Raw genomic sequence first — 23222 nt, forward strand, 5'->3', positions numbered from 1 at the left:
GAGGGAAGGAGACACGCCATGGCCCTGCCGCCGCTGACCCGCCGAAACTCCGACCTGCCGCTGGCGAAGGACCCGACCTCGCGCTTCCTGATGTGGCTGACCGCGCTGATGGTCTATCTGGCGGCGCTGGCGCTGGCCGGGGCCCTGCTCGTCTCCGACATGACCCGGCGTTGGGACAGCGGTCTGGCCGGCGGGCTGACCGTGCAGATCATGCCGCTGCCCGACAGCGCCCAGGCCGCCCCGCTGGAGGAGCGGACGGAGGCCGCGCTGACCGTCCTGCGCGCCACCCCCGGCATCGCGACCGCCAGCGTCCTGTCCAGCGGCGACGTCGGCCGTCTTCTGGAGCCGTGGCTGGGCAAGGAGGCCGCCGATCCGCTGCTGCCGATGCCGCGGCTGATCGACGTGATGACCAACGGGCCGGTGGACACGGCGGCGCTGTCCGCGCGCCTGACCTCCGCTGCCCCCGGCGCCACGCTGGACGACCACGCGGTGTGGCTGGCCGACCTGCGCCGCTTCGCCGGGGCGATGCATCTGGCGGCGCTGGGCATTGTGGCGCTGATCGGCGGGGCGGGCGTGATGGCGGTGGTCTTCGCCGTGCGCTCCGGCCTCGCCATCCACCGCCATGTGGTGGAGCTGCTGCACCTGATGGGGGCCACCGACCGTTACGTGGCGCGGCAGTTCGAATCGCACGTCATCGGCCTGACCCTGCGCGGCGGCATGACCGGGCTGCTGCTGGCCGCCGGCACGCTGGGCGGGATCGGCCACGCCGCCGCCGGGCTTCACGCCAGCCTGCTGCCCGACCTCGCCACCTCGCCCTGGTGGGCCGTCGCCGCGCTGGCCGCCGTGCCGCTGGCCGCCTGCCTGCTGGCCGCGCTGACCGCGCGCTGGACGGTGCTGCGCACGCTGGAGTCGATGCCGTGACCGCCCGCCCGATCCGTCCGTCCGGAGGCTGAGGGATGGCCCACTCGCGGCGCGCCCGGGTCCTGCGGGCTTTGCGACGGCTGCTGCTGCTGGCGATGCTGGGCGGGCTGGCCTGGCTCGGCGGGCTGTTCTGGTTCGCCGCGTCGATCCCCCGCACTCCGCCGCCGCCCGGCAGCGCCGAGGCCACCCGCAACACCGACGCCATCGTGGTGCTGACCGGCGGCAGCGGCCGGCTGAGCACCGGGCTGGAGTTGCTGGCCGACGGGCGGGCGCACCGGCTGTTCGTCTCCGGCGTCTACGAGGGGCTGGAGGTGCAGGAGCTGCTGAAGCGCTCCCGCCAGTTCCCCGGCGAGATGGAATGCTGCATCACGCTCGGCTATTCGGCGGACAGCACGATCGGCAACGCCTACGAGACGGCGGATTGGCTGCGCGCCCAGGGCTACGGCTCGATGCGGCTGGTCACCGCCAATTACCACATGATGCGCAGCCTGCTGGAGTTCCGCATGGTGATCCCGGAGATCGAGGTGGTGCCCCACCCCGTCGCCTCTCCCAACGTGCATCTCAACGACTGGTGGCTGTGGCCGGGCACGGCGAATCTGCTGATGACCGAGTACAACAAGTACATTGTGACGCGCCTTCGCTACACGCTTGAGAAGCTGATCGAATCCTGACAAGTTCCCGGCCATGATCTTCCTGCGTTCCCTCGCCTTCAACGTCGCCTTCTATGTGTGGACGGCGGTCATCTGCGTCGGCATCCTGTGGTCGCTGCTGCTGCCGCGACGCAGCATGATCCGCGTGATCACGTGGTATTTCGGCACCGTCTCGTGGCTGGAGCGCACGCTCGCCGGCATCCGTTACGAGGTGCGCGGGCGCGAGCACGTCCCCAAAAGCGGGTCCTTCCTCCTGGCCGCCAAGCACCAGTCGGCCTGGGAGACGATGAAGCTGCACTTCCTCGTCAACGACCCGGCGATCATCCTGAAGCGCGAGCTTCTGTGGATTCCCATCTGGGGCTGGTACGCCGCCAGATCCCGGATGATCGCCGTCGACCGCGGCGCCAAGGGCCGCGCCGTCGCCTCCATGGTCCGAAACGCCCGCCCGGTGCGGGACGAGGGGCGGCCCATCGTGATCTTCCCGCAGGGAACGCGGGTCGCCGTCGGCGCCTACCGCCCCTACCGGATCGGCGTCGGCGTGCTCTACGACCATCTCGACATCCCCATCGTGCCGATGGCGCTGAACGCCGGCCTCTACTGGGCGCGCAACAGCTTCATCAAGCGGCCGGGCACCATCATCGTGGAATTCCTGCCCCCCATCCCGCCGGGCCTGGGCCGCGCCAAGGCCATGCAGGAACTGGAGGAGCGGCTGGAGGCGGCCACCGACCGGCTGGTCGTCGCCGCGGGCGGCCCAGCGACCGTGCGGCCGAAGGCGGCGGAACCGGCCACCACCGCGGTGAGCGAAACCGCGTCCTGATGCGCCGGGGCGCGGCCATTATCCTCCTCGCTGGTCTTGTGCTGGCGATATCGATGGTGGTGACGACGGACGCCCACGCCCAGTCGCAGCCGAGCGCGGAGCGTTTTTCCAACGCCGCGGTGACCGGGGGCGTCACCATCACCCGCAAGGCCTGCGCCGCGTTGGAGGCGCAGGAAACCGCTGCCTGGGTGGAGGTGAACGGGCGCGGGGAATGCCTGCGCTACTACGCGGCGGGACTGCGCCCCGCCCCCAGCCCCAACCCCATCGCCGCGGCCTGGATGCACGGCGACATCATGGGAACCAAGCCGACCTCCGTCGGCCACCAGGAGGGGCTGGGCGTCGCCGCCATGATCGACCAGGAACGCGCCCTGGCGGAGCGGTTCGGCATCCCTTTCCTGTTCCTCGCCCGGCCCGGCGCCTATGGCAGTTCCGGCCGTTTCTGGACGACGCGCCACACGCCGCGCGAGGCGGCCCTGATGAACGCCCTGCTCGACGTCCTGAAGGCCCGCTACGGCGTGACGGCATGGGCCCTGGGCGGCCACAGCGCCGGCGGCACGCTGACCGCGGAGTTCCTGGCCCGCCGCCATGATCTGCGCTGCGCGGTGATCTCCTCCGGCGCGCCGGCCTACCGCGCCTATCTGGAGGCACGCGGGCTGCGGACGCTGCTGGCCCGCCCGCAGGGCTGGTTCGACCCCGCCGCATCGCTCGACCGCATCCCGCCCGATCCTGAACGCCGCGTCTTCGTCATCGGCGACCCGCGCGAGACCAACATCCCGTTCGACACCCAGCGCGGCTACTTCGACGCCCTGACCGTGCGCGGGCACGCGGCGTGGCTGGTGCCGCTGGAGCGGGCGCCCGCCCCGCGCCACCACAGCCTCGTGGACTTCGGCGAGACCGCTCTCGGCCTGTGCGGGTCCGGCGCCGACAGCGGCCAGATCGTGGCGACGCTCAAGGCGATGCCGGATCAGCGGGAGCGGATCAGCAACTGACGACAGGAACGCAAGTGGCCGGAACGCAAGAGGAACGACCAAGCCGCCCCCACGGTTGACCCCCGGAAGGGCGCCCCCTACTCTTGGACACCGCTGTCGGCGGATCGGAGGTGCGGACCGGCCGCCCGCGCAAGGGGAGGATGCATGACGGGGATCGCCACCATTTCCCAGCGGATCTGGGACATGAAGTACCGCTTCAAGTCCGCCGCGGGCGACCCCATCGACCAGACCATTGCCGACACATGGCGCCGCGTCGCCACGGCGCTCGCCGCGCCCGAGTCCGATCCTCAGGTCTGGGCGCCGCGATTCGAGCGGGCGCTGTCCCGTTTCGAGTTCCTGCCCGCCGGGCGCATCCTGGCCGGAGCCGGCACCGGGCGGACGGTGACGCTGTTCAACTGCTTCGTCATGGGGCGGATCGAGGACGACCTCGGCGCCATCTTCGCCCATCTGCGCGAAGCGGCGCTGACCATGCAGCAGGGCGGCGGCATCGGCTACGACTTCTCCACCCTGCGGCCCAAGGGCGCCCTCGTGAAGGGTGTGGGCGCCGACGCCTCGGGCCCGCTGTCCTTCATGGACGTGTGGGACAGCATGTGCCGCACCATCATGTCGGCGGGCGCCCGGCGCGGCGCGATGATGGCGACCCTGCGCTGCGACCACCCCGACATCGAGGACTTCATCGACGCCAAGCGCGAGCCCGGCCGGCTGCGCATGTTCAACCTGTCGGTCCTGGTCACCGACGCCTTCATGGACGCCGTGCGCGAGGACCGGCCCTGGCCGCTGGTCTTCGACGGGCAGGTCCACCGCGAGGTGCGCGCCCGCGGCCTGTGGGACCGCATCATGCAGGCCACCTACGCCTATGCGGAGCCGGGCGTCATCTTCATCGACCGGGTGAACGGGCAGAACAACCTGAATTATTGCGAATCCATCTCCGCCACCAACCCATGCGGAGAGCAGCCGTTGCCCCCCTATGGGGCCTGCCTGCTCGGCTCGATCAACCTTGCCGCCCTGGTGATTGACCCGTTCGAGGAGACGGCCCGGCTCGACACCGACCGGCTGAAGGAGCTGACGGCGCTCGCCGTGCGGATGATGGACAATGTGGTCGATGCCTCGCGCTTCCCGTTGGAACCGCAGGCGCAGGAGGCCCACGCCAAGCGCCGCATCGGGTTGGGCGTCACCGGGCTGGCCGACGCGCTGATCCTCTGCCGCACGCGCTATGGCGGCGAGGCGGCGGTGGCGCTGACCGAGTCCTGGCTGAGGACCATCCGCAACGAGGCCTACCGCGCCTCCGCCCTGCTCGCCGCGGAGAAGGGCGCCTTCCCGCTCTACGACCGCGACGCCTATCCGAACGCCCCGATGGTGCGCGGGCTGGATGAGGACGTGCGCGCCCTGATCGCGGAGCATGGCATCCGCAACGCGCTTCTGACCTCCATCGCGCCGACCGGAACGATCTCGCTGTTCGCCGACAACGTGTCGTCGGGGATCGAGCCGGTCTTCTCCTACAGCTATGAGCGCACCGTCCTGATGCCCGACGGCACCCGCCGGACGGAGGAGGTGAGCGACCACGCCTACCGCCTGTTCCGCGCGCGGTTCGGGGACGAGGCCCCCTTGCCCGACTGGTTCGCAGACGCGCAGTCGCTGACCCCGGCGGAGCATGTGGTGATGCAGGCGGCGGCCCAGCGCCATGTGGACAGCTCCATCTCCAAGACCATCAACTGCCCGGAGGATCTGCCCTTCGACGCCTTCAAGGACGTCTATTGGCAGGCCTACGAGCTGGGTTGCAAGGGCTGCACCACCTACCGCCCGAACGCGGTCACCGGTTCCGTCCTGTCGGTGAAGAAGGAGGCCGCCGCCCCGTCCCCGACCCAGGCCGCCGATCCCACCGCGGCCCCAAGCGCCATGGCGTCGTCCAAGCCGCCCGATCGTCCGGAGACCCTGCCGGGCGAGACCTACAAGGTGCGCTGGCCGGACAGCGACCACGCCATGTACATCACCATCAACGACATCGTGGAGAACGGGCGCCGCCGGCCCTTCGAGGTCTTCATCAACTCTAAGAACATGGAGCATTACGCCTGGACCGTGGCCCTGACGCGGATGATTTCCGCGGTCTTCCGCCGCGGCGGTGAGGTCGGCTTCGTGGTGGAGGAATTGAAGGCGGTCTTCGACCCACGCGGCGGCGCCTGGATGCAGGGCCGCTACGTCCCGTCCCTGCTGGCGGCCATCGGTGACGTGATCGAACGGCACCTCAAGGCCATCGGCATGCTGCCGGACGACGGGACCGCCGACGGGACGCCGACCGCGCCACCGTCTGCCGACGCCGCCCCCGGTTCCGCACCGGTGGTCATCGGAACCGAGTCGGCCAATCTCCGGCAATGCCCGAAATGTGGCCAGCCCGGCCTGATCCGGCAGGAAGGCTGCGACAGCTGCCTGAACTGCGGCTATTCAAAATGCGCCTGAGGGCGGTCAGCACCGCTGTCGGTTTGCGCTGTTTTGTCGGTTTGCGCATAAATTGAGAATGACACCCCATAAGATGAGAACCGACACTCCATAAGCTGAGAATCCGGTAAGTGAAACGAAAGGGGCCAAATGGCCCCTTTTGGACTCCAGACGCAAGTCAGTGGCCACGAAGGCTACCCGACCCCTTCGTTCCGGGCAAAATCTTCCAAAATGGCTGCGACGGTCGGGTTGGAATAGAATATATTTCGCCGAAACCCGCAAGCTGCGGCGATAGCACGTTTATTGGGTTTCCTCCCACGCATTCGCGGCAACAAAATTCTCTGACGCTTAATCTCGGCGAGGTAGCTGTTGAGAGCCGCAAGGTCATCACGTTTTCTGATAGAGGCACGTTTGCAATCTTCGGCATCAAATGACTTGAGAAGCGCTATAGATTCATTTTCATAAAGAAAATTTCGGTCAACTTCAGCGGCTTTCGCTATCGCAACCTTATTCGGCATTCCGCCTCGACGCGGCAATAAGGCTCCTGTGCTTCGAAGTCTGTCAAAATAATTTATGAGACGCTCCCGTGAACTAGACCTCCTGGACGCTTTCCTTTGGCGAGCCACCAAAACCCGTGGAAAGTGGGCTGAAGCCGTTGATTTACCTCAGCCCTACCCGGTTTTGATCCGCACTCTAAGCGCCCGATGAGATCAGCCAACGCCTCGCTGGGATGCAGCATTGCCGGGTCGTAACGGATGTATCCCGCGGCATGCGCGTCGATGTCCAGAAGTTCGTCGCGCTCGCCTAGCCCACACGGGCGGGGCAGCCCAACCACCTCCCACACGCCGATGAACAGCGTAACGTTCTGCTCTTCTCTAGGCAGGCCCGGCACACGCTCGGTCAGGCAGGCCACGGGCGTCTTGATAAACTTCAGTAGGTAGCGCGCCGCCTCATACCGTGGCCCAGCCTCGGGATTTTGGGTGCGGTAGTAGCTCTCGAACCGGGGGTCTGAGTAACGCCAGGCGTCGAACATTACGCGATCGCCGACACGGTCTTCATCCGCATGCCGGACCAGCAGCGTCCCTCCATCCTGCAGGGGCAGGTTCGCCTCGGAGATGTAGAGCGCCTAACAGAACCATCTCTGGACGAAGCGCCAGCAGATGAGGCTGGCCGCGATATGGTGAAAGGCAGTGAAGATGTCGGCGCGCCGTTCGTAGCGGACGGCGATGCGGCGGAAGCGGGCAAACCAAGCGAGCGTACGCTCGACCACCCATCGATATCGGCCGAGACGCTCGCTGCTTTCGACGCCACGCCGGGCAATCCGCGGAATGATCGCTCGTTGGCGCAGCGCCCGCCGGCAGTGAGCGAAGTCGTAGCCCTTGTCGGCATGCAGCTTGGCCGGTCGCCGCCGGGGCCGGCCCGCACACTGGCGGATCGCCGGCACGGCATCGACCAGCGCCTCCAGCAGCCTGCTGTCGTGCCGGTTGGCTGGCGAGATCCTCAGGGCGAGCGGGATGCCGTTAGCATCGACGAGGATGTGGCGCTTGGAGCCCGGCTTGCCGCGATCCGTCGGGTTCGGGCCGGTCTCCTCACCCCCCTTTTTGCCGGGACGCTGGCGCTGTCCACCGCCGCACGATCCCAGTTGATGGCGTTGGCATAGCCGAGACGGTCGAGCAGCACACGATGCAGCCGTTCCCACACGCCAGCCCGATGCCACTCGTGCAGACGCCGCCAGCAGGTCATACCCGAGCCGCAGCCCATCTCCACCGGCAGAAGCTCCCAAGGAATACCCGTGCGCAGCACGAACAGGATGCCGGTCAGCGCAGCACGATCGCACAGCCGGGGCCGTCCGCCTTTCGGCTTGGGCGGCTCCGGCGGGATCAGAGGTTCGATGATCGCCCACAAGGCGTCGCAAACAAGAGGGGCTGCCATGCCCTTACCAACCGTTCCCAGTCGGTTTTGTTACGCACTCGTAGTCGCTCAGCAACGGCATCGGGCGCCCCTTGGCGGTTCGCACCGGCTCAAAGGATCGAAGCTCGGGCTATTCTTGAAACGGACGCCGGCAACGACAGGTTCCCTGTCGCCGCCCGCTTCCTGCCTCATCGGCGCTTGCCCGGTTTCTGGAAGACACTGGGGATGCGCTGGGGAAGCCCGTCGGAAAAGTGTGGCACCGTTGAACTCCGGTCTGCTCGTCCAGTCCCGTCATCCCGCTCCGTTGGCGCCACCCATCGACACGCCTTCGGGCTGCCGTTCCAAAACACTGATGAATGATACGGGCTAGGGGCGTTTAAGGGCGATTGTGCACGTGTCGCCGCAAATTGAAGGCTTGCACTTTCTATTACGTTGGAGGCGCGGCACTCACATTACTGTTGATCGATCCTGCAATATGCCAGAAGACCATTCGAATGGGCGGGCTGGAGCGGAAGATCTCAGGATTTGCGCAAATCTGTGCGGAAATTCTCACTTTATAGGGGCTTTCAGTCGCGACTTATGTTGTCAGGCCGTCCTTGAAATGCCTACCGTGCCTCACTCGGATATCTCAGTTTATGCGCAAACCCACAGAAATCGGCGGCGCCGGCACGCAGGGCGTGTCGCCTCCGTTCCGGGTGACGGCCGGCGTCACCGCGGCGCCGGACAGGAGGTCCTCGATGCCGACCCCCTTCGCGATGGCGATGCCGGGCGCCATCATCAAGGGCACCCAGATCACCGCGGACAGCAGGTTGGCGGCCTGGAAGCTGTGGTGCGGCATCGCCATCATCCCGGCGGTGATCGGCACCACCGGCCGCAGCGGACCGAGGAAGCGGGCAAAGAAGACGCTCTTGCCGCCGTGGCGCAGGAAGAAGCGGCTGCCCCGCTCCAGCAGTTCCGGCCGCTGACGGAACGGCCAAGCCGCCGGGACCCGATCGCCGAACACCCGGCCGAGCCAGTAGGACACGGCGTCGCCCAGCACCGCGCCCAGCGCGAGGGCGACGTAGACCTGCCAGAAGCCGAGGGCGCCGGAGGCGACCAGCGCGCCCCCCGCGGCGATCAGCACCACGCCCGGCACCACGAACCCGACGAAAGCCAGGGACTCCGCGAAGGCGCACAGGAAGAAGATCACCTCCGCCCAGGATGCGTTCGCTTCGATGAAGGCGCTCCAACGCTCCATGCCGTCGATCAGCACGTTCCTTGCTGCGTCGTTCATTCAGGTTCCCTGTGAGGCGGCTCGTTGGAGCGGACTGTGCCACAGATCGGCAGCGTCGTGCAGATCGATGGAAACCCCATCCCGCCTCACCGCACAGAAATCAGGACACGGCCTGAAGCCACTCGGCCAGCATCTTTTGCCCGGCCTCGCGCAATTCCGGGCCGATCCGCGCCGCTTGACCGCGCAGCAGGCGCGGGTCGATGCCGGCCCCGGCCAGTTCGGCGGCATGGCCCGTCAGCCATCGCTCGATGCCGGCGGCCACATCGACCTCCGGATGGAATTGCAGGGCCAGCGTGTGGCGGTCGACCGAAAACCCCTGGGTTGCGCAGAGCGGCGTCGACGCCAAGCTTTCCGCCCCGGCGGGAATCTGGAAGGCGTCCCCGTGCCAGTGAAGCACCGGAACGCCCTCCAGATGGCGAAGTGGCCCGACCCGTCCGGCATCGGTCAGTGTGAGCGGCCCGAAGCCGATTTCCTTGTGGCCCATGGGGCGCACCGCCGCGCCGAGCGCCTTGGCGATCTGCTGCGCCCCGAGACAGATGCCGAGCGTCGGGCGCCCCGCGGCCAGCCTTGCCGCCAGGAGCGTAGATTCCTCGGCGAGATACGGATAGGCGTCGCTTTCATAGACCCCGACGGGACCGCCAAGGACGATCAGCAAATCCGGTTCCAGCGGATCGAGCGTCGCGAAAGGCGCCGCGTCGAGATCATGATAGCGGACCGAATAGCCGGCCTCCGACAGCACCGCGCCGAAGATGCCAAGGTCTTCAAAATGGACGTGCCGGATCGCCAGTGCCGTTTTGTGCATGGGTCGCCTCCCGCTCCCGCGCCGGGAACGTCGTGGATTGGTCGGCTCTCGGATACCAGACGAATGGCTCGCTGTGCCCAGCCATTTTTCGGCAATGGTCCAGACCAATTTCCTCGTTCCGGAGGCCCGCCGACTTTACGGCTTCGTCGCCGCGCGGAACGCCGTCTCCAGCTTTCTGACCGCGGTCTCGATTTCAAAAGGCGTGTAGGCCGCGAAGCCCATCAGGAAGCCCGCCTTGCCGTCACCTGCAGCGTGCAGCGCCGACAGGCCGAGCAGTTCGATCCCGGCCCGCCGCGCCGCATCGACGGCGGCGCGCTCCGTAAGGTCGCCGGTCAGCAGGCAGGGCATCTGCAGCCCGCCGATGGGAACCTGCGGCTCGACGAAGTCCGACAGGTGTCTGCGGACGAGACCCGCCAGCGCGTCGAGGCGCTCGGCATAGACGCCGCGCATCGTCCGGACATGCGCCCCGAAATGCCCGCCTTCCATGAAGCGGGCCAGCGTGAGTTGCGCCATCGGCGCCGTGTGGCCATCCAGCAGGGTGCGCGCGACGGTCATCGGCTTCACGAGCGACGGCGGCAGCACGGCATAGCCGATCCGCAATCCGGGAAAGAGCGATTTGGTGAAGGTGCCGATGTAGATGGTGCGGCCATGCGGATCGAGACCCTGCACGCAGGCCGTCGGCTTGCCCGCGTAGCGGAACTCGCTGTCATAGTCATCCTCGATGATCCAGGCCCGATGCCGGGCCGCCCACTCGATCAGGGCCAAGCGGCGGTCCAGCGCCAGCGTCGCGCCGGTCGGGAACTGGTGGGACGGCGTCAGGAACACCGCCTTCGCCCGCTGCGGCTCGGCCAGGATGTGATCGACGACGATGCCCTGCCGGTCGACGCGGATCGGAACGCAGTCCAGCCCCGCCGCCTCGAACGCCTTGCGCGCCCCGTAATAGGCCGGGTCCTCCAGGAAAATCCCGTCGCCGGGGTCGAACAGAAGGGTCGCGCACAGCGACATCGCCTGTTGCGAACTGGTCAACACCAGAACGCGGTCTGCGGTGGCGCGCGCGCCGCGTTCGAGGTTCACATAATCGGCGATGGCGCGGCGAAGCGGCTCGGTCCCCTGCGGATCGCCGTGAAACAGGCTTTGCGCGCCGACCTCCTTGCGCACCTGCCGTTCCAGCCGCTCCCAGAGCGCGAGCGGAAAGGTCCGGGTTTCCGGAACGCCATGGGCGAAGGGCCGCGGCACCGGCATCTCGCGCACGCCGCCCCCCTCGAACACGGCGGCCCCGCGCCGGCTAAGGGCCGGTGCCGGATCGCTCGGGAGCGTGTCGCGCCGGGACCGGCGGCGGCCGGGGGTGAACTCGCTGATCTCCGCGACGAAGCTGCCGCTGCCGACGCGCCGGTCGATGAAGCCTTCGGCGTGAAGCTGGGCGTAGGCCGTCTCGATCGTGTCGCGGGACACCCCCAGCGAGGCGGCGAGCGCGCGCGAGGCGGGCAGTGGCTTGCCCGGCCCGAGCGCGCCGTCGACGATCAATTGCCGGACGGCCCGCTGAATCCGCGCGTGGAGCGGCATGGCCGCATGGGCGGGGTTGGCGATCCACGCCTTCACGGACTCAAGCTGGGAACGCCGGAACAATTGGTCTGGCCTTCTTCGATAAAGCGGATGGGCACATCAGGCCATTGGTCGGGTAGTTGTCAAGGCCGCCCATCGCCCTTGCGGCTCGAACCGTCCGGAGGTCCCGCGCAACCATGCCACCCAATTCGTCCCCCATCCGCCTCAACGACCTCACCCACCCCGTCGTGGCGGGCCTGATCTCCGTCATCGTCAATTACGGCGGCACCTTCATCCTGGTCTTCCAGGCGGCGAAGGTCGCGGGCCTCAGCCCCGACCTCACCGCCTCCTGGGTCTGGTCGGTCTCCATCGGCGTCGGGCTGACCGGGCTGTTCCTGAGCTGGCGCCATCGCGAGCCGATCATCACCGCCTGGTCCACCCCGGCCGCGGCGTTCCTCGTCACCGCGCTGGCGACGACGCCCTACGCCGAGGCGGTCGGCGCCTACATGATCTCGGCGGCGGCTTTCGTCGCGCTCGGCCTGTCGGGCTGCTTTGAGAAGGTCATCCGGCTGATCCCGCCCGGCATCGCCTCCGGCCTTCTCGCCGGCATTCTGCTCCCCTTCGGCATCGGGGCGTTCGGCGGGGCCAGCGTCGACCCGCTGCTGGTCGGGTTGCTGATCGTCGCCTATGTCGCGCTGAAGCGGTTCTCCGCCCGCTACGCCGTGGTCGGCATCCTGGTCCTCGGGCTCGCCTTCCTGCTGACGCAGGGCCGCGTCGATCTGTCTGGGCTGTCGCTGGAGTTCGCCGCCCCGGTCTTCACCGCGCCGGACTTCTCGCTGAACGCGCTGCTGTCGGTCGCGCTGCCGCTGTTCCTCATCACGCTGTCCGGCCAGTACATGCCGGGGATGCTGGTCCTGCGGAACGACGGCTTCAAGACCAGCGCCAACCCCATCGTGACGGTGACCGGCCTCGGCTCGCTGCTCATGGCCCCGTTCGGCTCCCACGCCTTCAACATCGCCGCCATCACCGCCGCCATCGCGACCGGCAAGGAGGCGCACGAGGACCCGTCCAAGCGCTGGATCGCCGGGATCGCGGCGGGCGTCTTCTACGTGCTCGTCGGCGTGTTCGGGGTGACGTTGGCCGCCGTCTTCATGGCGTTTCCCGCAACCTTCATCACCGCGCTCGCCGGTCTGGCGCTGCTCGGCACCATCGGCGGCAGCCTGGCCGGGGCGATGGCCGACCCGGCGTCCCGCGAGGCGGCGCTGATCACCTTCCTGGCGTCCGCCGCGAACATCAAGCTGCTCGGCATCGGCGGGGCCTTCTGGGGCCTGCTGATCGGCCTCGTCGCCCATCTCGTCCTCAACGGGCGCCTGCGCCTGCCGGGCCGCGCGCGCCGTGGCTTGGCGGTGACCGAGGGGGCCGCCCCTTAATCACCCTATCGGCTATCCCCGGACGACCGCTCGATCCCGGGGATGGTCGCGACCGCCTCCGCCAAAAACTCGACCAGCAGCCGGACCCGCGCGATGCCGGCCCGCTCCGGGACGATCAGCAGGTTGAGCGGCACGGCGGGCGGCGCGTGGTCGGGCAGGAGAACCTCCAGGCGGCCGTCGGAAAGCAGGTCGTCCACCAGCCAGACATGGGCCGGGCCGATGCCGCGGCCGGCGAGGTAGGCCTCGCGCGCGGCCAGCCCGTGATCGACCCGCAGGCGCCCCCCGAGCGAAACGGCGTGGAAGGCGCCATCCGGCCCTTCGAGCGTCAGCCGGTCACTCCCCGCGATGTTCGACATGCGCACACCCTCGAACCCCGCCAGGTCGGCCGGCGTCGTCGGCCGGCCGTGCCGCTCCAGACAGGCCGGCGCCCCGACAAGCACGCGCCGGCTCGACCCGAGCGCTCGCCGTTTCAGGGAGCTGTCGGTGAGCGGGCCGAGGCGGATGGCGATGTCCACGCCGTCGCGCACGAGGTCGATGCGCTCGTCGGTCAGGCCGAGATCGACGGCGATGTCCGGGTGGCGGTCCTGGAAGGCGAAGATCAGCCGGCTGATGTGCCGGACGCCGAGCGCCGCCGTGCAGGACACGCGCACCGTTCCGGCCGAGGCGCGGCCGGTGTCGCGTGCCTCGTCGCCCGCCTGTTCGACGAGGCGCAAAATCTGGACGGCGTTGGCGTAGTAGCGCTCGCCCTCCGCGGTCAGCGCGACGCGCCGCGTGGTGCGGCTGAACAGGGCGACACCCAGCGCCTCCTCCAGCTCGCGGATGTGCCGGGTGACGCTGGATTGCCCGATGGCCATCTCGCGCGCCACCGCCGACAGGCTTCCCCGTTCGGCGACGCGGACGAAGGTCCGCATGCGGTCCAACGTGACGTTGGCGGATATGGCGCTCAATTGATCCAATTTACGGCAGAGTTCTATCCATTCACCTTGTCTACCGGATCAATCTCCACCGGCTTAGCGTGAGGCGCAAGCGTTTCAAGCGAACAGGTGCCTGTGATGAACGTGCTGATCGTCTTCGCCCACCCCGACCCCCGCTCCCTCAACGCCGCCCTGCGCGACGCCGCCGTCGCGGAACTGGAGGCGCAGGGCCATACAGTGAGGGTCTCCGACCTCTACGCCATGAACTGGAAGACCACGGTGGACCACGCCGACTTCCCCAGCCTCGGCGAGGGGGAGCGCCTGAAGGTGGCCGCCGCCTCCGGCGCCGCCTTCGCCGCCGACGCGCTGACCGACGATGTGAAGGCCGAGCAGGAGAAGCTGCTGTGGGCCGACACGCTGATCCTTCAATTCCCGCTCTGGTGGTTCACCATGCCGGCGATCCTCAAGGGCTGGGTTGACCGCGTCTACGCCTACGGCCTCGCCTATGGCGTCGGCGAGCACAGCGACCGCCGCTGGGGCGACCGCTATGGCGAGGGCCGCTTCGCCGGCAAGCGCGCCATGCTCGTGGTGACGACGGGCGGCTGGGCCGAGCATTACGCGCCGCGCGGCATCAACGGCCCGATCGACGACCTGCTGTTCCCGATCAACCACGGCATCCTGCATTACCCCGGCTACGACGTGCTGCCGCCCTTCGTCGCCTACCGGGTGGACCGCTTCGACGAAGCCGGCTTCACGCGGGCGGCGGAGGGCTTGCGGGAGCGGATGCGGACGCTGGAGACGACGGCGCCGATCCCGTTCCGCCGCCAGAACGGCGGCGATTACGCCATCCCCAGCCTCGAACTCCGCCCGGAGTTGGAAGCCCCCGGCGCGTCGGGCTTCGCCCTGCACCGAACCTGAAAGGGGTCCTACAGCCGGATCAGGACGACGCCGAGGATCAGGGAGGCGGCGCCGGCCAGCCGGGTCGGGCTTATCGGCTGCTGCGGCAGGCCGAGCAGACCGACATGATCGAAGGCGAGGGAGCCGAGCATCTGGCCGACCACGATCAGCGCCAGCACCGTCGCCGCCCCCAGGCGGGGCACCATCAGGATGGCGGTCCCGATGAACAGCGCGCCGAACAGCCCGCCGGTCCAGGTCACCCACGACCCCACCCCGCCCACCGCTTCGGCGAGGCGGGGTCCGGGTGCGAGGAGTGCCACCGCCAGCATCGCCAGCATGCCGACGACGTAGCTGACGAAGCCCGCCCACCAGGGCGAGCCGAGGTCGGCCCTGAGGTTGGCGTTGAGGACCTGTTGCAACGCGACGCTGACCCCGGCGCCGACCACCAGGAGGTACGAGACGGCGGACACTGCGATGGACATGCCATGCTCCCAAGCTTGCCTGTGGCCGCGCCGCCGGACCGTGTCCGTGCGGCGCTCTCGGGCGGATGGGTAGCAGGCGGAGCGGCGGCGGTCTGGTACGGATGTGACCTATCCGGCGCGGTAGCGGCCCGGAGTCACGCCGAAGGCACGGCGGAAGCAGCGCCCTAGATGGCTCTGGTCGGTGAATCCGGTGTCCGCCGCGACCGCGGCGATGGACTCCCCGGCGCGGAGCAGCAACCGCGCCTCGTTCAGCCGCTCCTGAAGCCCGAAGGCATGCGGCGGCACACCGTGGTGCTTGCGGAACCGGCGGGAATACCCCTCGCGGCTCATCCCGGCGCGGCGGGCCGCGTCGCCGACGCTGTCCCACGCGTCGCAACCGGTGAACGCGGATGCGGGCTCCACCCCGGTCCCGATGGGGCGGCGGTGGTCCTCGGCGATCCGCGTCAGGTCGGGCCAGCCCAGCCCACCCGTCCTCCGCCAGTGCCCGGCCAGCCCGGCAATCGCCTCCGGCGCGGCGTACAGGCCGGGCGGCGTGTAGAGGTTGATGCAGACGACCTCGTCCGCCCCGCACAGCGAGCGGTGCGGCGTTCCCGCCGGGATGTGCACACCCTCGCCGGGACCGGCCTCGCGCAGGTCGCCCGCGATGACGAAGCGCCGCCGCCCCGCCAGGACGAAAGTCAGTTGATCCTCGCGATGGAAATGCACCGGCAGGGCGACGTCGAGGCCGCGCACCGTCCCCAGCTCGACGATCCCGCTGCCGCCCCCGCTGCCGATGGGGCGCCAATAGTCCCAAACCTGCGGCGGACGCCCCATGGCGGCGACCCTTCCCATGACACTGTTTCCGGATTGCGATTTTCGCATGGCGCCGATCTGGACTCCATCGCACCGCACATCCTGTGGCATAAGAGCCCCCGCCACGCCATGGGAACAACGCCGCAGGAACGCAGCCGCACATGATCCGCTTCGACAACATCAGCAAGCAGAATGGTCACCGAATCCTCTTCCTCGAAGCATCGGCGGCGTTGAACCGGGGCGAAAAGATCGGGCTGGTCGGTCCCAACGGGGCAGGCAAGACGACGCTGTTCCGCATGATCACCGGCGAGGATTTGCCGGACACCGGTCAGGTGGCCATCGAGAAGCAGGCGACCATCGGCTACTTCAACCAGGACGTCGGCGAGATGTCCGGCCGCTCCGCCGTCGCCGAGGTGATGGACGGCGCCGGCCCGGTCAGCACCGTCGCCGCTGAGCTGGCCGAGCTGGAGGCCGCCATGGCCGACCCCGACCGCGCCGACGAGATGGACGCCATCATCGAGCGCTACGGCGAGGTCCAGGCCCGCTTCGACGAGTTGGGCGGCTACGAGCTGGAGGGCAAGGCGCGCGAGGTGCTGGCTGGTCTCAGCTTCAGCCAGGAAATGATGGACATGGACGTCGGCATGCTGTCCGGCGGCTGGAAGATGCGCGTGGCCCTGGCCCGCATCCTGCTGATGCGGCCCGAGGTCATGCTGCTCGACGAGCCGAGCAACCATCTGGACATCGAAAGCCTGATCTGGCTGGAGGGCTTCCTGAAGGGCTTCGAGGGCGCCCTGCTGATGACCTCGCACGACCGCGAGTTCATGAACCGCATCGTCAACAAGATCATCGAGATCGACAGCGGGTCGCTGACCAGCTACTCCGGCGACTACGGCTTCTACGAGCGCCAGCGGGCGCTGCGCGAGAAGCAGCAGGAGGCCCAGTTCGAGCGCCAGCAGGCCATGCTGGCCAAGGAGCTGAAGTTCATCGAGCGGTTCAAGGCCCGCGCCTCGCACGCCAGCCAGGTCCAGAGCCGGGTGAAGAAGCTCGACAAGATCGAGCGGTTCGAGCCGCCGAAGCGCCGCCAGATCGTGACCTTTGACTTTCCGCCGGCCCCGCGCTCCGGCGACGACGTCGCGGTGCTGAAGAACGTGCACAAGGGTTACGGCAGCCGGACCATCTACGAGGGGCTGGACCTGACGATCCGCCGCAAGGAGCGCTGGTGCGTCATGGGCGTCAACGGCGCCGGCAAGTCGACGCTGCTCAAGCTGGTGGCCGGCGCGACCGAGCCGGACAACGGCACCGTCATGGTCGGCGGCAGCGTGCGCATGGGTTATTTCTCCCAGCACGCCATGGACCTGCTCGACGGCGACAAGACCATCTTCGAATCGCTGGAGACCTCCTTCCCGCAGGCGAGCCAGGGAGCGTTGCGCGCTCTGGCCGGCTGCTTCGGCTTCTCCGGCGACGATGTGGAGAAGAAGTGCCGCGTCCTGTCCGGCGGCGAGAAGGCCCGGCTGGTCATGGCGATCATGCTGTTCAACCCGCCCAACTTCCTGGTGCTGGACGAACCGACCAACCACCTCGACCTCGACACCAAGCAGATGCTGATCTCGGCGCTGGGCGCCTATGAGGGCACCATGCTGTTCGTCTCGCACGACCGGCATTTCCTGGCCGCCCTGTCGAACCGGGTGCTGGAGCTGACGCCGGAGGGCATCCACCAGTATGGCGGCGGCTACACCGAGTATGTGGCGAGCACCGGGCAGGAAGCGCCGGGCATCCACTGACTCCAGCCCGGACGGGGCGGGAACGCGTGCGCCGCAACAAGCGTCTTGCGCGGCCAGCCCCCTCCATGGAAACTCGTGCCCGTGTCGTTCGGGCTGGGTTGCGCAACCATGGAGATTTTGTAATGGCTGGGTACGACAACGCCGACGGCCCCGCGGGGCTGGTCATCCGCCTGATCGACACCGCGGTGAAGGCCCTGGACGAGATGTCCGACGCCGCGGGCGAAATCGCGCCGGACGTCGGCACTCTGACGGACACGCTGGTCGCCGCCCAGCGCATCGCCGACCGCGCGTCGCAGGATCTGCAGCGCCTGTCCCAGAAGCTGGCCGCCCAGTAGCGGCCGAAGCGGTGCGGCGCCGCAGCGCCGCACCGATCCTCCTTTACCGACGCTGCCCGGCGGTGAAGGTGAAGTTGTCGAAGCTGTTCTCGGCGACGCGGAACCACAGGAATTCCTCGTCGCGGAACTTCTTCCACGGCTCGTAGATCTTGGCGAACTTCGGGTTGTTCTTGGCCGTCTCGTCGTACAGCTCATAGGCCGCCTTGTAGCAGGCTTCCATCACCTCGCGCGGGAAGGGACGGAGCTGGGCGCCGCCGGCCACCAGACGCTTCAGCGCGGCGGGGTTGTCGGCGTCGTACTTGGCGTTCATGATCGCCAGCGCCTCGAAGCAGGCCGCTTCCAGGGCCGCCTGATAGGGCTTCGGCAGCTCTTCCCACTTCTGCTGGTTGACCAGAAGCGACACGTTCAGGCCGCCTTCCCACCAGCCGGGATAGTAGTAATACTTGGCGACCTTGTTGAAGCCGAGCTTCTCGTCGTCGTAGGGGCCGATCCACTCGGCGGCGTCGATGGTGCCCTTTTCCAGCGACGGGTAGATGTCGCCTCCGGCGATCTGCTGCGGCACGACGCCCAGCTTGGTCAGCACCTGACCGGCGAAGCCGCCGATGCGGAACTTCAGGCCGCTCAGGTCCTGGACCGTCTTGATCTCCTTGCGGAACCAGCCGCCCATCTGGGTGCCGGTGTTGCCCGCCGGGAAATTGACGACGTTGTAGCCCTTGAAGAACTCGCGCAGCAGCTCCATGCCGCCGCCCTGGAGAATCCAGGCGTTCTGCTGGCGGGCGTTCAGGCCGAACGGCACCGTCGCGTCGAAGGTGAAGGTCGGGTCCTTGCCGACATAGTAGTAGCTGGCGGTGTGGCCGCACTCGACCGTGCCGTTCTGCACGGCGTCGAGAACCTGGAGGCCGGGGACGATCTCACCGGCGGCGAAGGGCCGGATCGTGAACTTGTTGTCGGTGATGGCGGCGACGCGGCGCGAAATCACGTCGGCCGCGCCGTAGATGGTGTCCAGGCTCTTCGGGAAGCTGGAGGCGAGGCGCCAATGCACTTCCGGCGTGCTCTGGGCGATGGCCGGAGCGGCAAGGGTGCTGGCCGCGACGCCGACACCGGCGCTGGCAAGGAATGAACGGCGTTTCATACGGGAAGTCCCCTCCTGTTCTTTTGTTCAGGAACGAACCTATCAGCGTCTTTCGAGCCCCCGCAAAAGGTTAGCCGTGCAATGGGCGAATGGCTTCCCCGACGAAATATGTCGTGACAAATGGTCCGTGGTTGAAACTGTTGATTACGACACCGCCAACCGGTGGTCGCGGAAGCGGCCATACGTGTAATGGGCGGCGCAGCCCCCCTCCGCCGACACCATGCAGGAGCCCATCGGGTTCTCCGGCGTGCAGACAGTGCCGAACAGCTTGCAATCGCTGGGCTTCTTCACCCCGCGCAGGATGTCGCCGCACTCGCAGCCCTTGTGATCGGGCACCGCGCGGCCCGGCACGGCGAAGCGCCGCTCCGCGTCGAAGGCGGCGAATTCCTCCTTCAACCGCAGGCCGCTGTCGGGAAGCGAGCCGAGGCCCCGCCATTCGAAGCCGGATCGCACGTCGAAGGTGTCGGCGACGAGCCGCTGGGCCTTCCAGTTGCCCTCCGGGGTCACCGCGCGGGTGAACTGGTTCTCCACCACCGCCCGCCCCTCGTTCACCTGACGGATCAGCATCAGGATGGCCTGGAGCACATCCAGCGGTTCGAACCCGGCGATCACCACCGGCTTGCCGTAGGTTTCCGCCACGAACTCGTAGGGGCGACTGCCGATGACCACGGAGACATGCGCCGGCCCGACGACGCCGTCGAGCGCCAGCGTGCCGAGGTCCCGAACCTCCGGGCTGTCCATGATGCCCCGGATGGCCGCGGGGGTCAGGACGTGGTTGCAGAAGACGCTGAAATTCCTCAGACCCTTGGCCCGGGCGGCGTGGACGGCCACCGCGGTCGGCGGGGTGGTCGTCTCGAAGCCGATGGCGAAGAAGACGACCTCGCGGTCCGGGTTTTCCTCGGCGATGCGCAGCGCGTCCATGGTGGACAGCACCATCCGCACGTCCGCCCCCCCGGCCTTCGCCTTCAGCAGGCTGACCCGCCCCGAGCCCGGCACGCGCAGCACGTCGCCGTAGGTGCACAGGATCACGCCGGGCTGGCGCGCGATGGCGATGGCGTCGTCGATCCGCCCCACCGGCAGGACGCAGACCGGGCAGCCCGGCCCATGGATCATCCGCACATTGTCCGGCAGCAGGTCGGGGATGCCGTAGCGGGACACCGCGTGGGTGTGGCCGCCGCAGAATTCCATCAGGTGATAGGGCCGCCCGGTCGCCGCTTCCCGCGCGATGGCGGCGGCGATGCCGCGGGCCAGCGCCGCGTCCCGGAATTCATCGACGTATTTCATCGCACCCGCCCCTTCCGCCTGCCGTGACGGCATTTGGACAGCGGCGGGAAGGGCTGGCGTTGATGCGGATCAAGAATGGGGCGCGCGGGGGGACGTCGTCACAACGTCCCCGCCGCGCCACACCCTCATATCGATACCCTTACTTCGAAGCGCCCATCACGGGCAGCGACAGCTCCGGCCCGCGCCCCGAATCCTCGATGGCGATGGCGGAAGAGCCGGGGGAGCCCAGCGCCACGCTCACTGGACGCCCGTTGTTGTGGTTCTTCCACATCTCGTAGAGCGCCAGCGCCGCGTAGATCTTGGCCTCGCGGCTGGTGTTGTAGAGCCATTCCTGGGTCGGGATGACGCGCAGCGCGCCGTTGCCCGACTGCTCCACCCGCTCCGCGAAGCGGTAGCCGAGCTGGTTGTTGATGCCGGCCAGCAGCCCATCGAAGCCCGAGGAGATGCGCCCGAACCCGGCGTCCGACGCCGCGGAGGAGGCGCCGCCCAGCGTGCTGGGCGTCTGCCGCTTCACGAGGTCGCCGAAGACCCAGCCCTCCTCGCCGGTGCGCATCGAGCGCACGCCGATCCAACTTCCCTCCTGCTTCAGCTCGATCACCTCGTCGCCGCGGGTGACCGTGGAGCGGACCGAGGCGTTGTCGGACGGGGCCGCGCGCAGGTTCACCTTTTCGCCGGTCACCGTGTGGATGTCACCAGGGGCCGCCGCCGCGGGCATGGCCAGTGCCGCCGCCACGCCGAGGCCGGCCAGGGTTCCGAGGAAAGTCTTCGTCATCCGAGACATGTGCATTCTCCCGCAGAACGCGCGCATCGCGCGCCGTTTCCCCTAAAACAGGCAAAGGCGGGGTATGCTCCATGGACAGATGCCGGACGGACGGGGCTACTCGAAAGACACACGCAGCGGGCTGTCGCCGGCGGGCCAGACGCCGCGGTCAACGGCGCGGGCGCCCTCGAAGACCAGCCAGCTCTGCCGGCCGTAATGGGGCAACGGGCGCAGCAGCGCCTGGAGCGCCGCCGCGTCGTCCGCGGCCACCGCCAGCAGCGGGCGGCCCTGCGGGGTCCTTGCGGTCCACACCCGCGCCGTGCCGCGCCCCTTGAGGCTGTCCGGCATCGGCGGCAGGCCGAGCCGGGCCAACAGCCGGTCGACCTCCCCTGTTGTCCCGATCACGGCGAGCGGAGCGGCCGGGTTGGCGTGGCCATCAGCGCGGTCAGCGGCGATGCGGGGTTTGCCGTCCGCCAGCCTCTCGGCCAGCGCGCGGGCGGCCTCCGCCGCGGGGCCGTCGGCGGCAATGACGGTGGTGGCCGCATGGTCCAGCGTCACGTCGCGCAGGGTCGGCGGCGCCTCCCCCGGCGCCAGACGGCGGAACAGGCCGAAGCCGGGATCGACCGCGAGCGCCCGCGGCGCGGCGGCGGTCCGGATCGTCACCGTCGTTTCGCGTCCGTCGAGGCGGACGTCGTGGCGCTCCGTCCCCGCCGCGGTTTGCACCTCCACCGGCACGGTCAGGCCATAGGCCGGCTCACCCTGGCGCAGAATCAGCGCCACCCCGTCACCGTTGCCCTTCGCTTGCACCAGTTCCAGCGTCGGCGCCCCCACGCGGGTCAGCCATTGTTCGAAGAAGGGGCCAAGGTCCCGCCCCGACGACGCCTCGAAGGCACGGCGCAGGTCGTCCCACCCCGCATCCTGAAAGTGCTTCTCTTCCCAGAAGCGGCGGATGCCAGTGTCGAAGGTGTCCGTCCCGATCTCGGCGCGCAGCATGTGGAACAGCATCGCCGCCTTACCGTAGCCGACGATCTGGGCGGCGTCGTGGACCTTGGCGCGGAAGTCGGTCAGAGCCGAATCGCGCTCCGCCGGCAGGGCGGCGTAGTCGCGCAGCCAGTCCAGCCGAATGGCCTGCGCCGCGTCCTCCCCGCGCGCCTCCGCCGCCGCGTAGTCGGCCATGAAGGTGGTCAGTCCTTCCGACCAGTTGCCGGGCCAGTTGCCGTTCCCGCCGACACGCACCCCGTTGCCCCACCAGTTGTGCAGGATCTCGTGGGGCAGCGACTGGGCGCGGATGAAGGGCAGCGGCATCACTTGCCGCCCGATGTAGGTCAGCCCCGGAAAGCCCAGACCGACCGGCAGCGGCGCCGACAGGATGGCGAAACCGGCGAAGGGATAGGCGCCGATCCGCGCCGCCTGCGCGTCGATGGTCCGGACGCTGAGGTCCAGATACTCGTCGGCCAGCGGGGCCTGTTCCGGATGGAAATAGGTGCGGAGACGAAGACCATTGTGCATCCGTTCCGTCACCTGCCACGGTCCGGCGAAAAGCGACGGCTCCTCGACGCTGCGCTCCTCCGCGAAGGTCGCGGTGTAGCCGGCACCATCGCGCGCCTCCTCGACCAGACGGCCCGTCGCCACCGCGACGAAGGGCGCCGGCACCCGGACGGACAGGCGCCAGGAGGGCGGCGATGCCGGGCCGCCCTCGGGCGTTGGAATCCAGCCGGTGCCGCCGGGCAGATAGGCGCCCTCCGCTCCGCCGCCCCCGCCACGCGACTCCGGCGTCAGGGACGGCAGGGTCCCGGCATAGCGCAGGCGAAGCTCGCCGCCGCCCTCCGGAACGGTGACCGGCAGGGCGTTGCCGCGCACCGCGACCGGCTTGCCGTCGAGCCGGGCCTCGTCGATTGCCAGCCCCGGCGCCAACAGCAGCCGGTGGGTCCCGGCGGGCAGGCGCAGCCGATCCTCCACCTCCAGCCGCCGCGCGGAGGGGTCCAGCGTGACGGTCAGGTCATGATGCAGGCCGGCGGTCCAGCCGGGCGCGGCGACAAGGATGCCCAGAAGGGCGAGGAGAAGGGTACGCATGGCC

The 23222-nt window shown here is 68.7% G+C and carries 22 protein-coding genes; 9 read left to right on the plus strand and 13 right to left on the minus strand.

From position 1 onward, the window contains the following. Positions 1-18 precede the first annotated feature (18 nt). The 5 genes from ABAZ39_RS37570 to ABAZ39_RS22265 all read left to right on the plus strand — a co-directional run bounded on the left by ABAZ39_RS37570 (position 19) and on the right by ABAZ39_RS22265 (position 5831). On the plus strand, positions 19-921 hold the full coding sequence (locus tag ABAZ39_RS37570) for a cell division protein FtsX (protein ID WP_040135019.1): 903 nt from the start codon (positions 19-21) through the stop codon (positions 919-921). A 35-nt stretch (positions 922-956) separates the two neighbouring features. Beyond that, positions 957-1592, plus strand: a complete 636-nt coding sequence (locus ABAZ39_RS22250; RefSeq protein ID WP_040135021.1) for a YdcF family protein — start codon at positions 957-959, stop codon at positions 1590-1592. A 13-nt stretch (positions 1593-1605) separates the two neighbouring features. Beyond that, the gene (locus ABAZ39_RS22255) at positions 1606-2388 is read left to right on the plus strand and encodes a lysophospholipid acyltransferase family protein (RefSeq protein ID WP_040135023.1); all 783 of its coding nucleotides are present in this window, start codon (positions 1606-1608) and stop codon (positions 2386-2388) included. 53 nt (positions 2389-2441) lie between these two features. Next, positions 2442-3377, plus strand: a complete 936-nt coding sequence (locus tag ABAZ39_RS22260) for an alpha/beta hydrolase family protein (RefSeq protein WP_247881685.1) — start codon at positions 2442-2444, stop codon at positions 3375-3377. A gap of 144 nt (positions 3378-3521) precedes the next feature. Continuing rightward, on the plus strand, positions 3522-5831 hold the full coding sequence (locus ABAZ39_RS22265; protein ID WP_040135027.1) for an adenosylcobalamin-dependent ribonucleoside-diphosphate reductase: 2310 nt from the start codon (positions 3522-3524) through the stop codon (positions 5829-5831). A gap of 173 nt (positions 5832-6004) precedes the next feature. On the opposite strand, the gene ABAZ39_RS35780 is transcribed toward ABAZ39_RS22265, so the two are convergent. From ABAZ39_RS35780 to pdxR, 6 genes are all read right to left on the minus strand, one after another. Next, positions 6005-6328 carry a hypothetical protein gene (locus tag ABAZ39_RS35780; RefSeq protein ID WP_144243607.1) on the minus strand — a complete coding sequence of 108 codons (324 nt, stop codon included), beginning with the start codon at positions 6326-6328 and terminating at the stop codon, positions 6005-6007. Positions 6329-6381: 53 nt separating this feature from the next. Continuing rightward, on the minus strand, positions 6382-6843 hold the full coding sequence (locus tag ABAZ39_RS35785; RefSeq protein WP_144243608.1) for a hypothetical protein: 462 nt from the start codon (positions 6841-6843) through the stop codon (positions 6382-6384). Positions 6844-6936: 93 nt separating this feature from the next. Continuing rightward, a protein-coding gene (locus ABAZ39_RS34605; protein WP_144243609.1) for an IS5 family transposase occupies positions 6937-7742 on the minus strand; the annotation gives its coding sequence in 2 pieces (ribosomal slippage) (positions 6937-7415 and positions 7415-7742; 807 coding nt in all). 607 nt (positions 7743-8349) lie between these two features. After that, positions 8350-8994 (minus strand): DedA family protein, encoded by a 645-nt coding sequence (locus ABAZ39_RS22280; RefSeq protein ID WP_247881686.1) that lies wholly within the window; start codon positions 8992-8994, stop codon positions 8350-8352. Positions 8995-9094: 100 nt separating this feature from the next. Further along, positions 9095-9796 (minus strand): glutamine amidotransferase, encoded by a 702-nt coding sequence (locus ABAZ39_RS22285; protein WP_040135029.1) that lies wholly within the window; start codon positions 9794-9796, stop codon positions 9095-9097. A gap of 135 nt (positions 9797-9931) precedes the next feature. Then, a complete protein-coding gene (gene pdxR, locus ABAZ39_RS22290; protein ID WP_040135032.1) occupies positions 9932-11422 on the minus strand; it encodes a MocR-like pyridoxine biosynthesis transcription factor PdxR in 1491 nt (496 codons plus the stop codon). Between the two features lie 113 nt (positions 11423-11535). On the opposite strand from pdxR, the gene ABAZ39_RS22295 reads away from it, so the two are divergent. Next, positions 11536-12768, plus strand: coding sequence for a benzoate/H(+) symporter BenE family transporter (locus ABAZ39_RS22295; protein WP_040135034.1), 1233 nt, complete (start codon positions 11536-11538; stop codon positions 12766-12768). 5 nt (positions 12769-12773) lie between these two features. Here the strand turns inward: ABAZ39_RS22295 and ABAZ39_RS22300 are convergent, their stop codons facing one another. Then, positions 12774-13679 carry a LysR family transcriptional regulator gene (locus tag ABAZ39_RS22300; RefSeq protein ID WP_040135875.1) on the minus strand — a complete coding sequence of 302 codons (906 nt, stop codon included), beginning with the start codon at positions 13677-13679 and terminating at the stop codon, positions 12774-12776. Between the two features lie 141 nt (positions 13680-13820). Here ABAZ39_RS22300 and ABAZ39_RS22305 point away from each other — a divergent pair, with 141 nt between their 5' ends. After that, positions 13821-14600, plus strand: coding sequence for an NAD(P)H-dependent oxidoreductase (locus ABAZ39_RS22305; protein ID WP_040135036.1), 780 nt, complete (start codon positions 13821-13823; stop codon positions 14598-14600). A gap of 8 nt (positions 14601-14608) precedes the next feature. On the opposite strand, the gene ABAZ39_RS22310 is transcribed toward ABAZ39_RS22305, so the two are convergent. Beyond that, positions 14609-15061 (minus strand): DMT family transporter, encoded by a 453-nt coding sequence (locus tag ABAZ39_RS22310; protein WP_040135038.1) that lies wholly within the window; start codon positions 15059-15061, stop codon positions 14609-14611. A gap of 108 nt (positions 15062-15169) precedes the next feature. Then, positions 15170-15892 (minus strand): helix-turn-helix domain-containing protein, encoded by a 723-nt coding sequence (locus ABAZ39_RS22315; RefSeq protein WP_051658360.1) that lies wholly within the window; start codon positions 15890-15892, stop codon positions 15170-15172. A gap of 122 nt (positions 15893-16014) precedes the next feature. On the opposite strand from ABAZ39_RS22315, the gene ABAZ39_RS22320 reads away from it, so the two are divergent. Continuing rightward, positions 16015-17634 carry an ABC-F family ATP-binding cassette domain-containing protein gene (locus tag ABAZ39_RS22320; protein ID WP_040135040.1) on the plus strand — a complete coding sequence of 540 codons (1620 nt, stop codon included), beginning with the start codon at positions 16015-16017 and terminating at the stop codon, positions 17632-17634. Between the two features lie 122 nt (positions 17635-17756). Beyond that, positions 17757-17969, plus strand: coding sequence for a hypothetical protein (locus ABAZ39_RS22325; protein WP_040135042.1), 213 nt, complete (start codon positions 17757-17759; stop codon positions 17967-17969). Positions 17970-18012: 43 nt separating this feature from the next. Here the strand turns inward: ABAZ39_RS22325 and ABAZ39_RS22330 are convergent, their stop codons facing one another. The 4 genes from ABAZ39_RS22330 to ABAZ39_RS22345 form a co-directional block, all read right to left on the minus strand. Then, a complete protein-coding gene (locus ABAZ39_RS22330) occupies positions 18013-19101 on the minus strand; it encodes a TRAP transporter substrate-binding protein (protein WP_040135044.1) in 1089 nt (362 codons plus the stop codon). Positions 19102-19245: 144 nt separating this feature from the next. Further along, entirely contained in the window at positions 19246-20385 is a 1140-nt protein-coding gene (hypD, locus tag ABAZ39_RS22335; protein WP_040135047.1) for a hydrogenase formation protein HypD, read from the minus strand. Between the two features lie 139 nt (positions 20386-20524). After that, positions 20525-21166 carry an SH3 domain-containing protein gene (locus ABAZ39_RS22340; protein WP_081863263.1) on the minus strand — a complete coding sequence of 214 codons (642 nt, stop codon included), beginning with the start codon at positions 21164-21166 and terminating at the stop codon, positions 20525-20527. A 96-nt stretch (positions 21167-21262) separates the two neighbouring features. Beyond that, positions 21263-23218, minus strand: a complete 1956-nt coding sequence (locus ABAZ39_RS22345; RefSeq protein ID WP_040135051.1) for a M1 family metallopeptidase — start codon at positions 23216-23218, stop codon at positions 21263-21265. Between the last annotated feature and the right edge of the window lie 4 nt (positions 23219-23222).

Source organism: Azospirillum argentinense (assembly GCF_000632475.1).
GTDB lineage: Bacteria > Pseudomonadota > Alphaproteobacteria > Azospirillales > Azospirillaceae > Azospirillum > Azospirillum baldaniorum.

Bases quoted from the DNA above. Each gene is read 5' to 3' on its own strand.
- ABAZ39_RS37570 (WP_040135019.1), top strand. From the start codon at position 19: ATGGCCCTGCCGCCGCTGACCCGCCGAAACTCCGACCTGCCGCTGGCG.
- ABAZ39_RS22250 (WP_040135021.1), top strand. From the start codon at position 957: ATGGCCCACTCGCGGCGCGCCCGGGTCCTGCGGGCTTTGCGACGGCTG.
- ABAZ39_RS22255 (WP_040135023.1), top strand. From the start codon at position 1,606: ATGATCTTCCTGCGTTCCCTCGCCTTCAACGTCGCCTTCTATGTGTGG.
- ABAZ39_RS22260 (WP_247881685.1), top strand. From the start codon at position 2,442: ATGGTGGTGACGACGGACGCCCACGCCCAGTCGCAGCCGAGCGCGGAG.
- ABAZ39_RS22265 (WP_040135027.1), top strand. From the start codon at position 3,522: ATGACGGGGATCGCCACCATTTCCCAGCGGATCTGGGACATGAAGTAC.
- ABAZ39_RS35780 (WP_144243607.1), bottom strand. From the start codon at position 6,328: ATGCCGAATAAGGTTGCGATAGCGAAAGCCGCTGAAGTTGACCGAAAT.
- ABAZ39_RS35785 (WP_144243608.1), bottom strand. From the start codon at position 6,843: ATGTTCGACGCCTGGCGTTACTCAGACCCCCGGTTCGAGAGCTACTAC.
- ABAZ39_RS22280 (WP_247881686.1), bottom strand. From the start codon at position 8,994: ATGAACGACGCAGCAAGGAACGTGCTGATCGACGGCATGGAGCGTTGG.
- ABAZ39_RS22285 (WP_040135029.1), bottom strand. From the start codon at position 9,796: ATGCACAAAACGGCACTGGCGATCCGGCACGTCCATTTTGAAGACCTT.
- ABAZ39_RS22295 (WP_040135034.1), top strand. From the start codon at position 11,536: ATGCCACCCAATTCGTCCCCCATCCGCCTCAACGACCTCACCCACCCC.
- ABAZ39_RS22300 (WP_040135875.1), bottom strand. From the start codon at position 13,679: ATGCGGACCTTCGTCCGCGTCGCCGAACGGGGAAGCCTGTCGGCGGTG.
- ABAZ39_RS22305 (WP_040135036.1), top strand. From the start codon at position 13,821: ATGAACGTGCTGATCGTCTTCGCCCACCCCGACCCCCGCTCCCTCAAC.
- ABAZ39_RS22310 (WP_040135038.1), bottom strand. From the start codon at position 15,061: ATGTCCATCGCAGTGTCCGCCGTCTCGTACCTCCTGGTGGTCGGCGCC.
- ABAZ39_RS22315 (WP_051658360.1), bottom strand. From the start codon at position 15,892: ATGGGAAGGGTCGCCGCCATGGGGCGTCCGCCGCAGGTTTGGGACTAT.
- ABAZ39_RS22320 (WP_040135040.1), top strand. From the start codon at position 16,015: ATGATCCGCTTCGACAACATCAGCAAGCAGAATGGTCACCGAATCCTC.
- ABAZ39_RS22325 (WP_040135042.1), top strand. From the start codon at position 17,757: ATGGCTGGGTACGACAACGCCGACGGCCCCGCGGGGCTGGTCATCCGC.
- ABAZ39_RS22330 (WP_040135044.1), bottom strand. From the start codon at position 19,101: ATGAAACGCCGTTCATTCCTTGCCAGCGCCGGTGTCGGCGTCGCGGCC.
- hypD (WP_040135047.1), bottom strand. From the start codon at position 20,385: ATGAAATACGTCGATGAATTCCGGGACGCGGCGCTGGCCCGCGGCATC.
- ABAZ39_RS22340 (WP_081863263.1), bottom strand. From the start codon at position 21,166: ATGTCTCGGATGACGAAGACTTTCCTCGGAACCCTGGCCGGCCTCGGC.
- ABAZ39_RS22345 (WP_040135051.1), bottom strand. From the start codon at position 23,218: ATGCGTACCCTTCTCCTCGCCCTTCTGGGCATCCTTGTCGCCGCGCCC.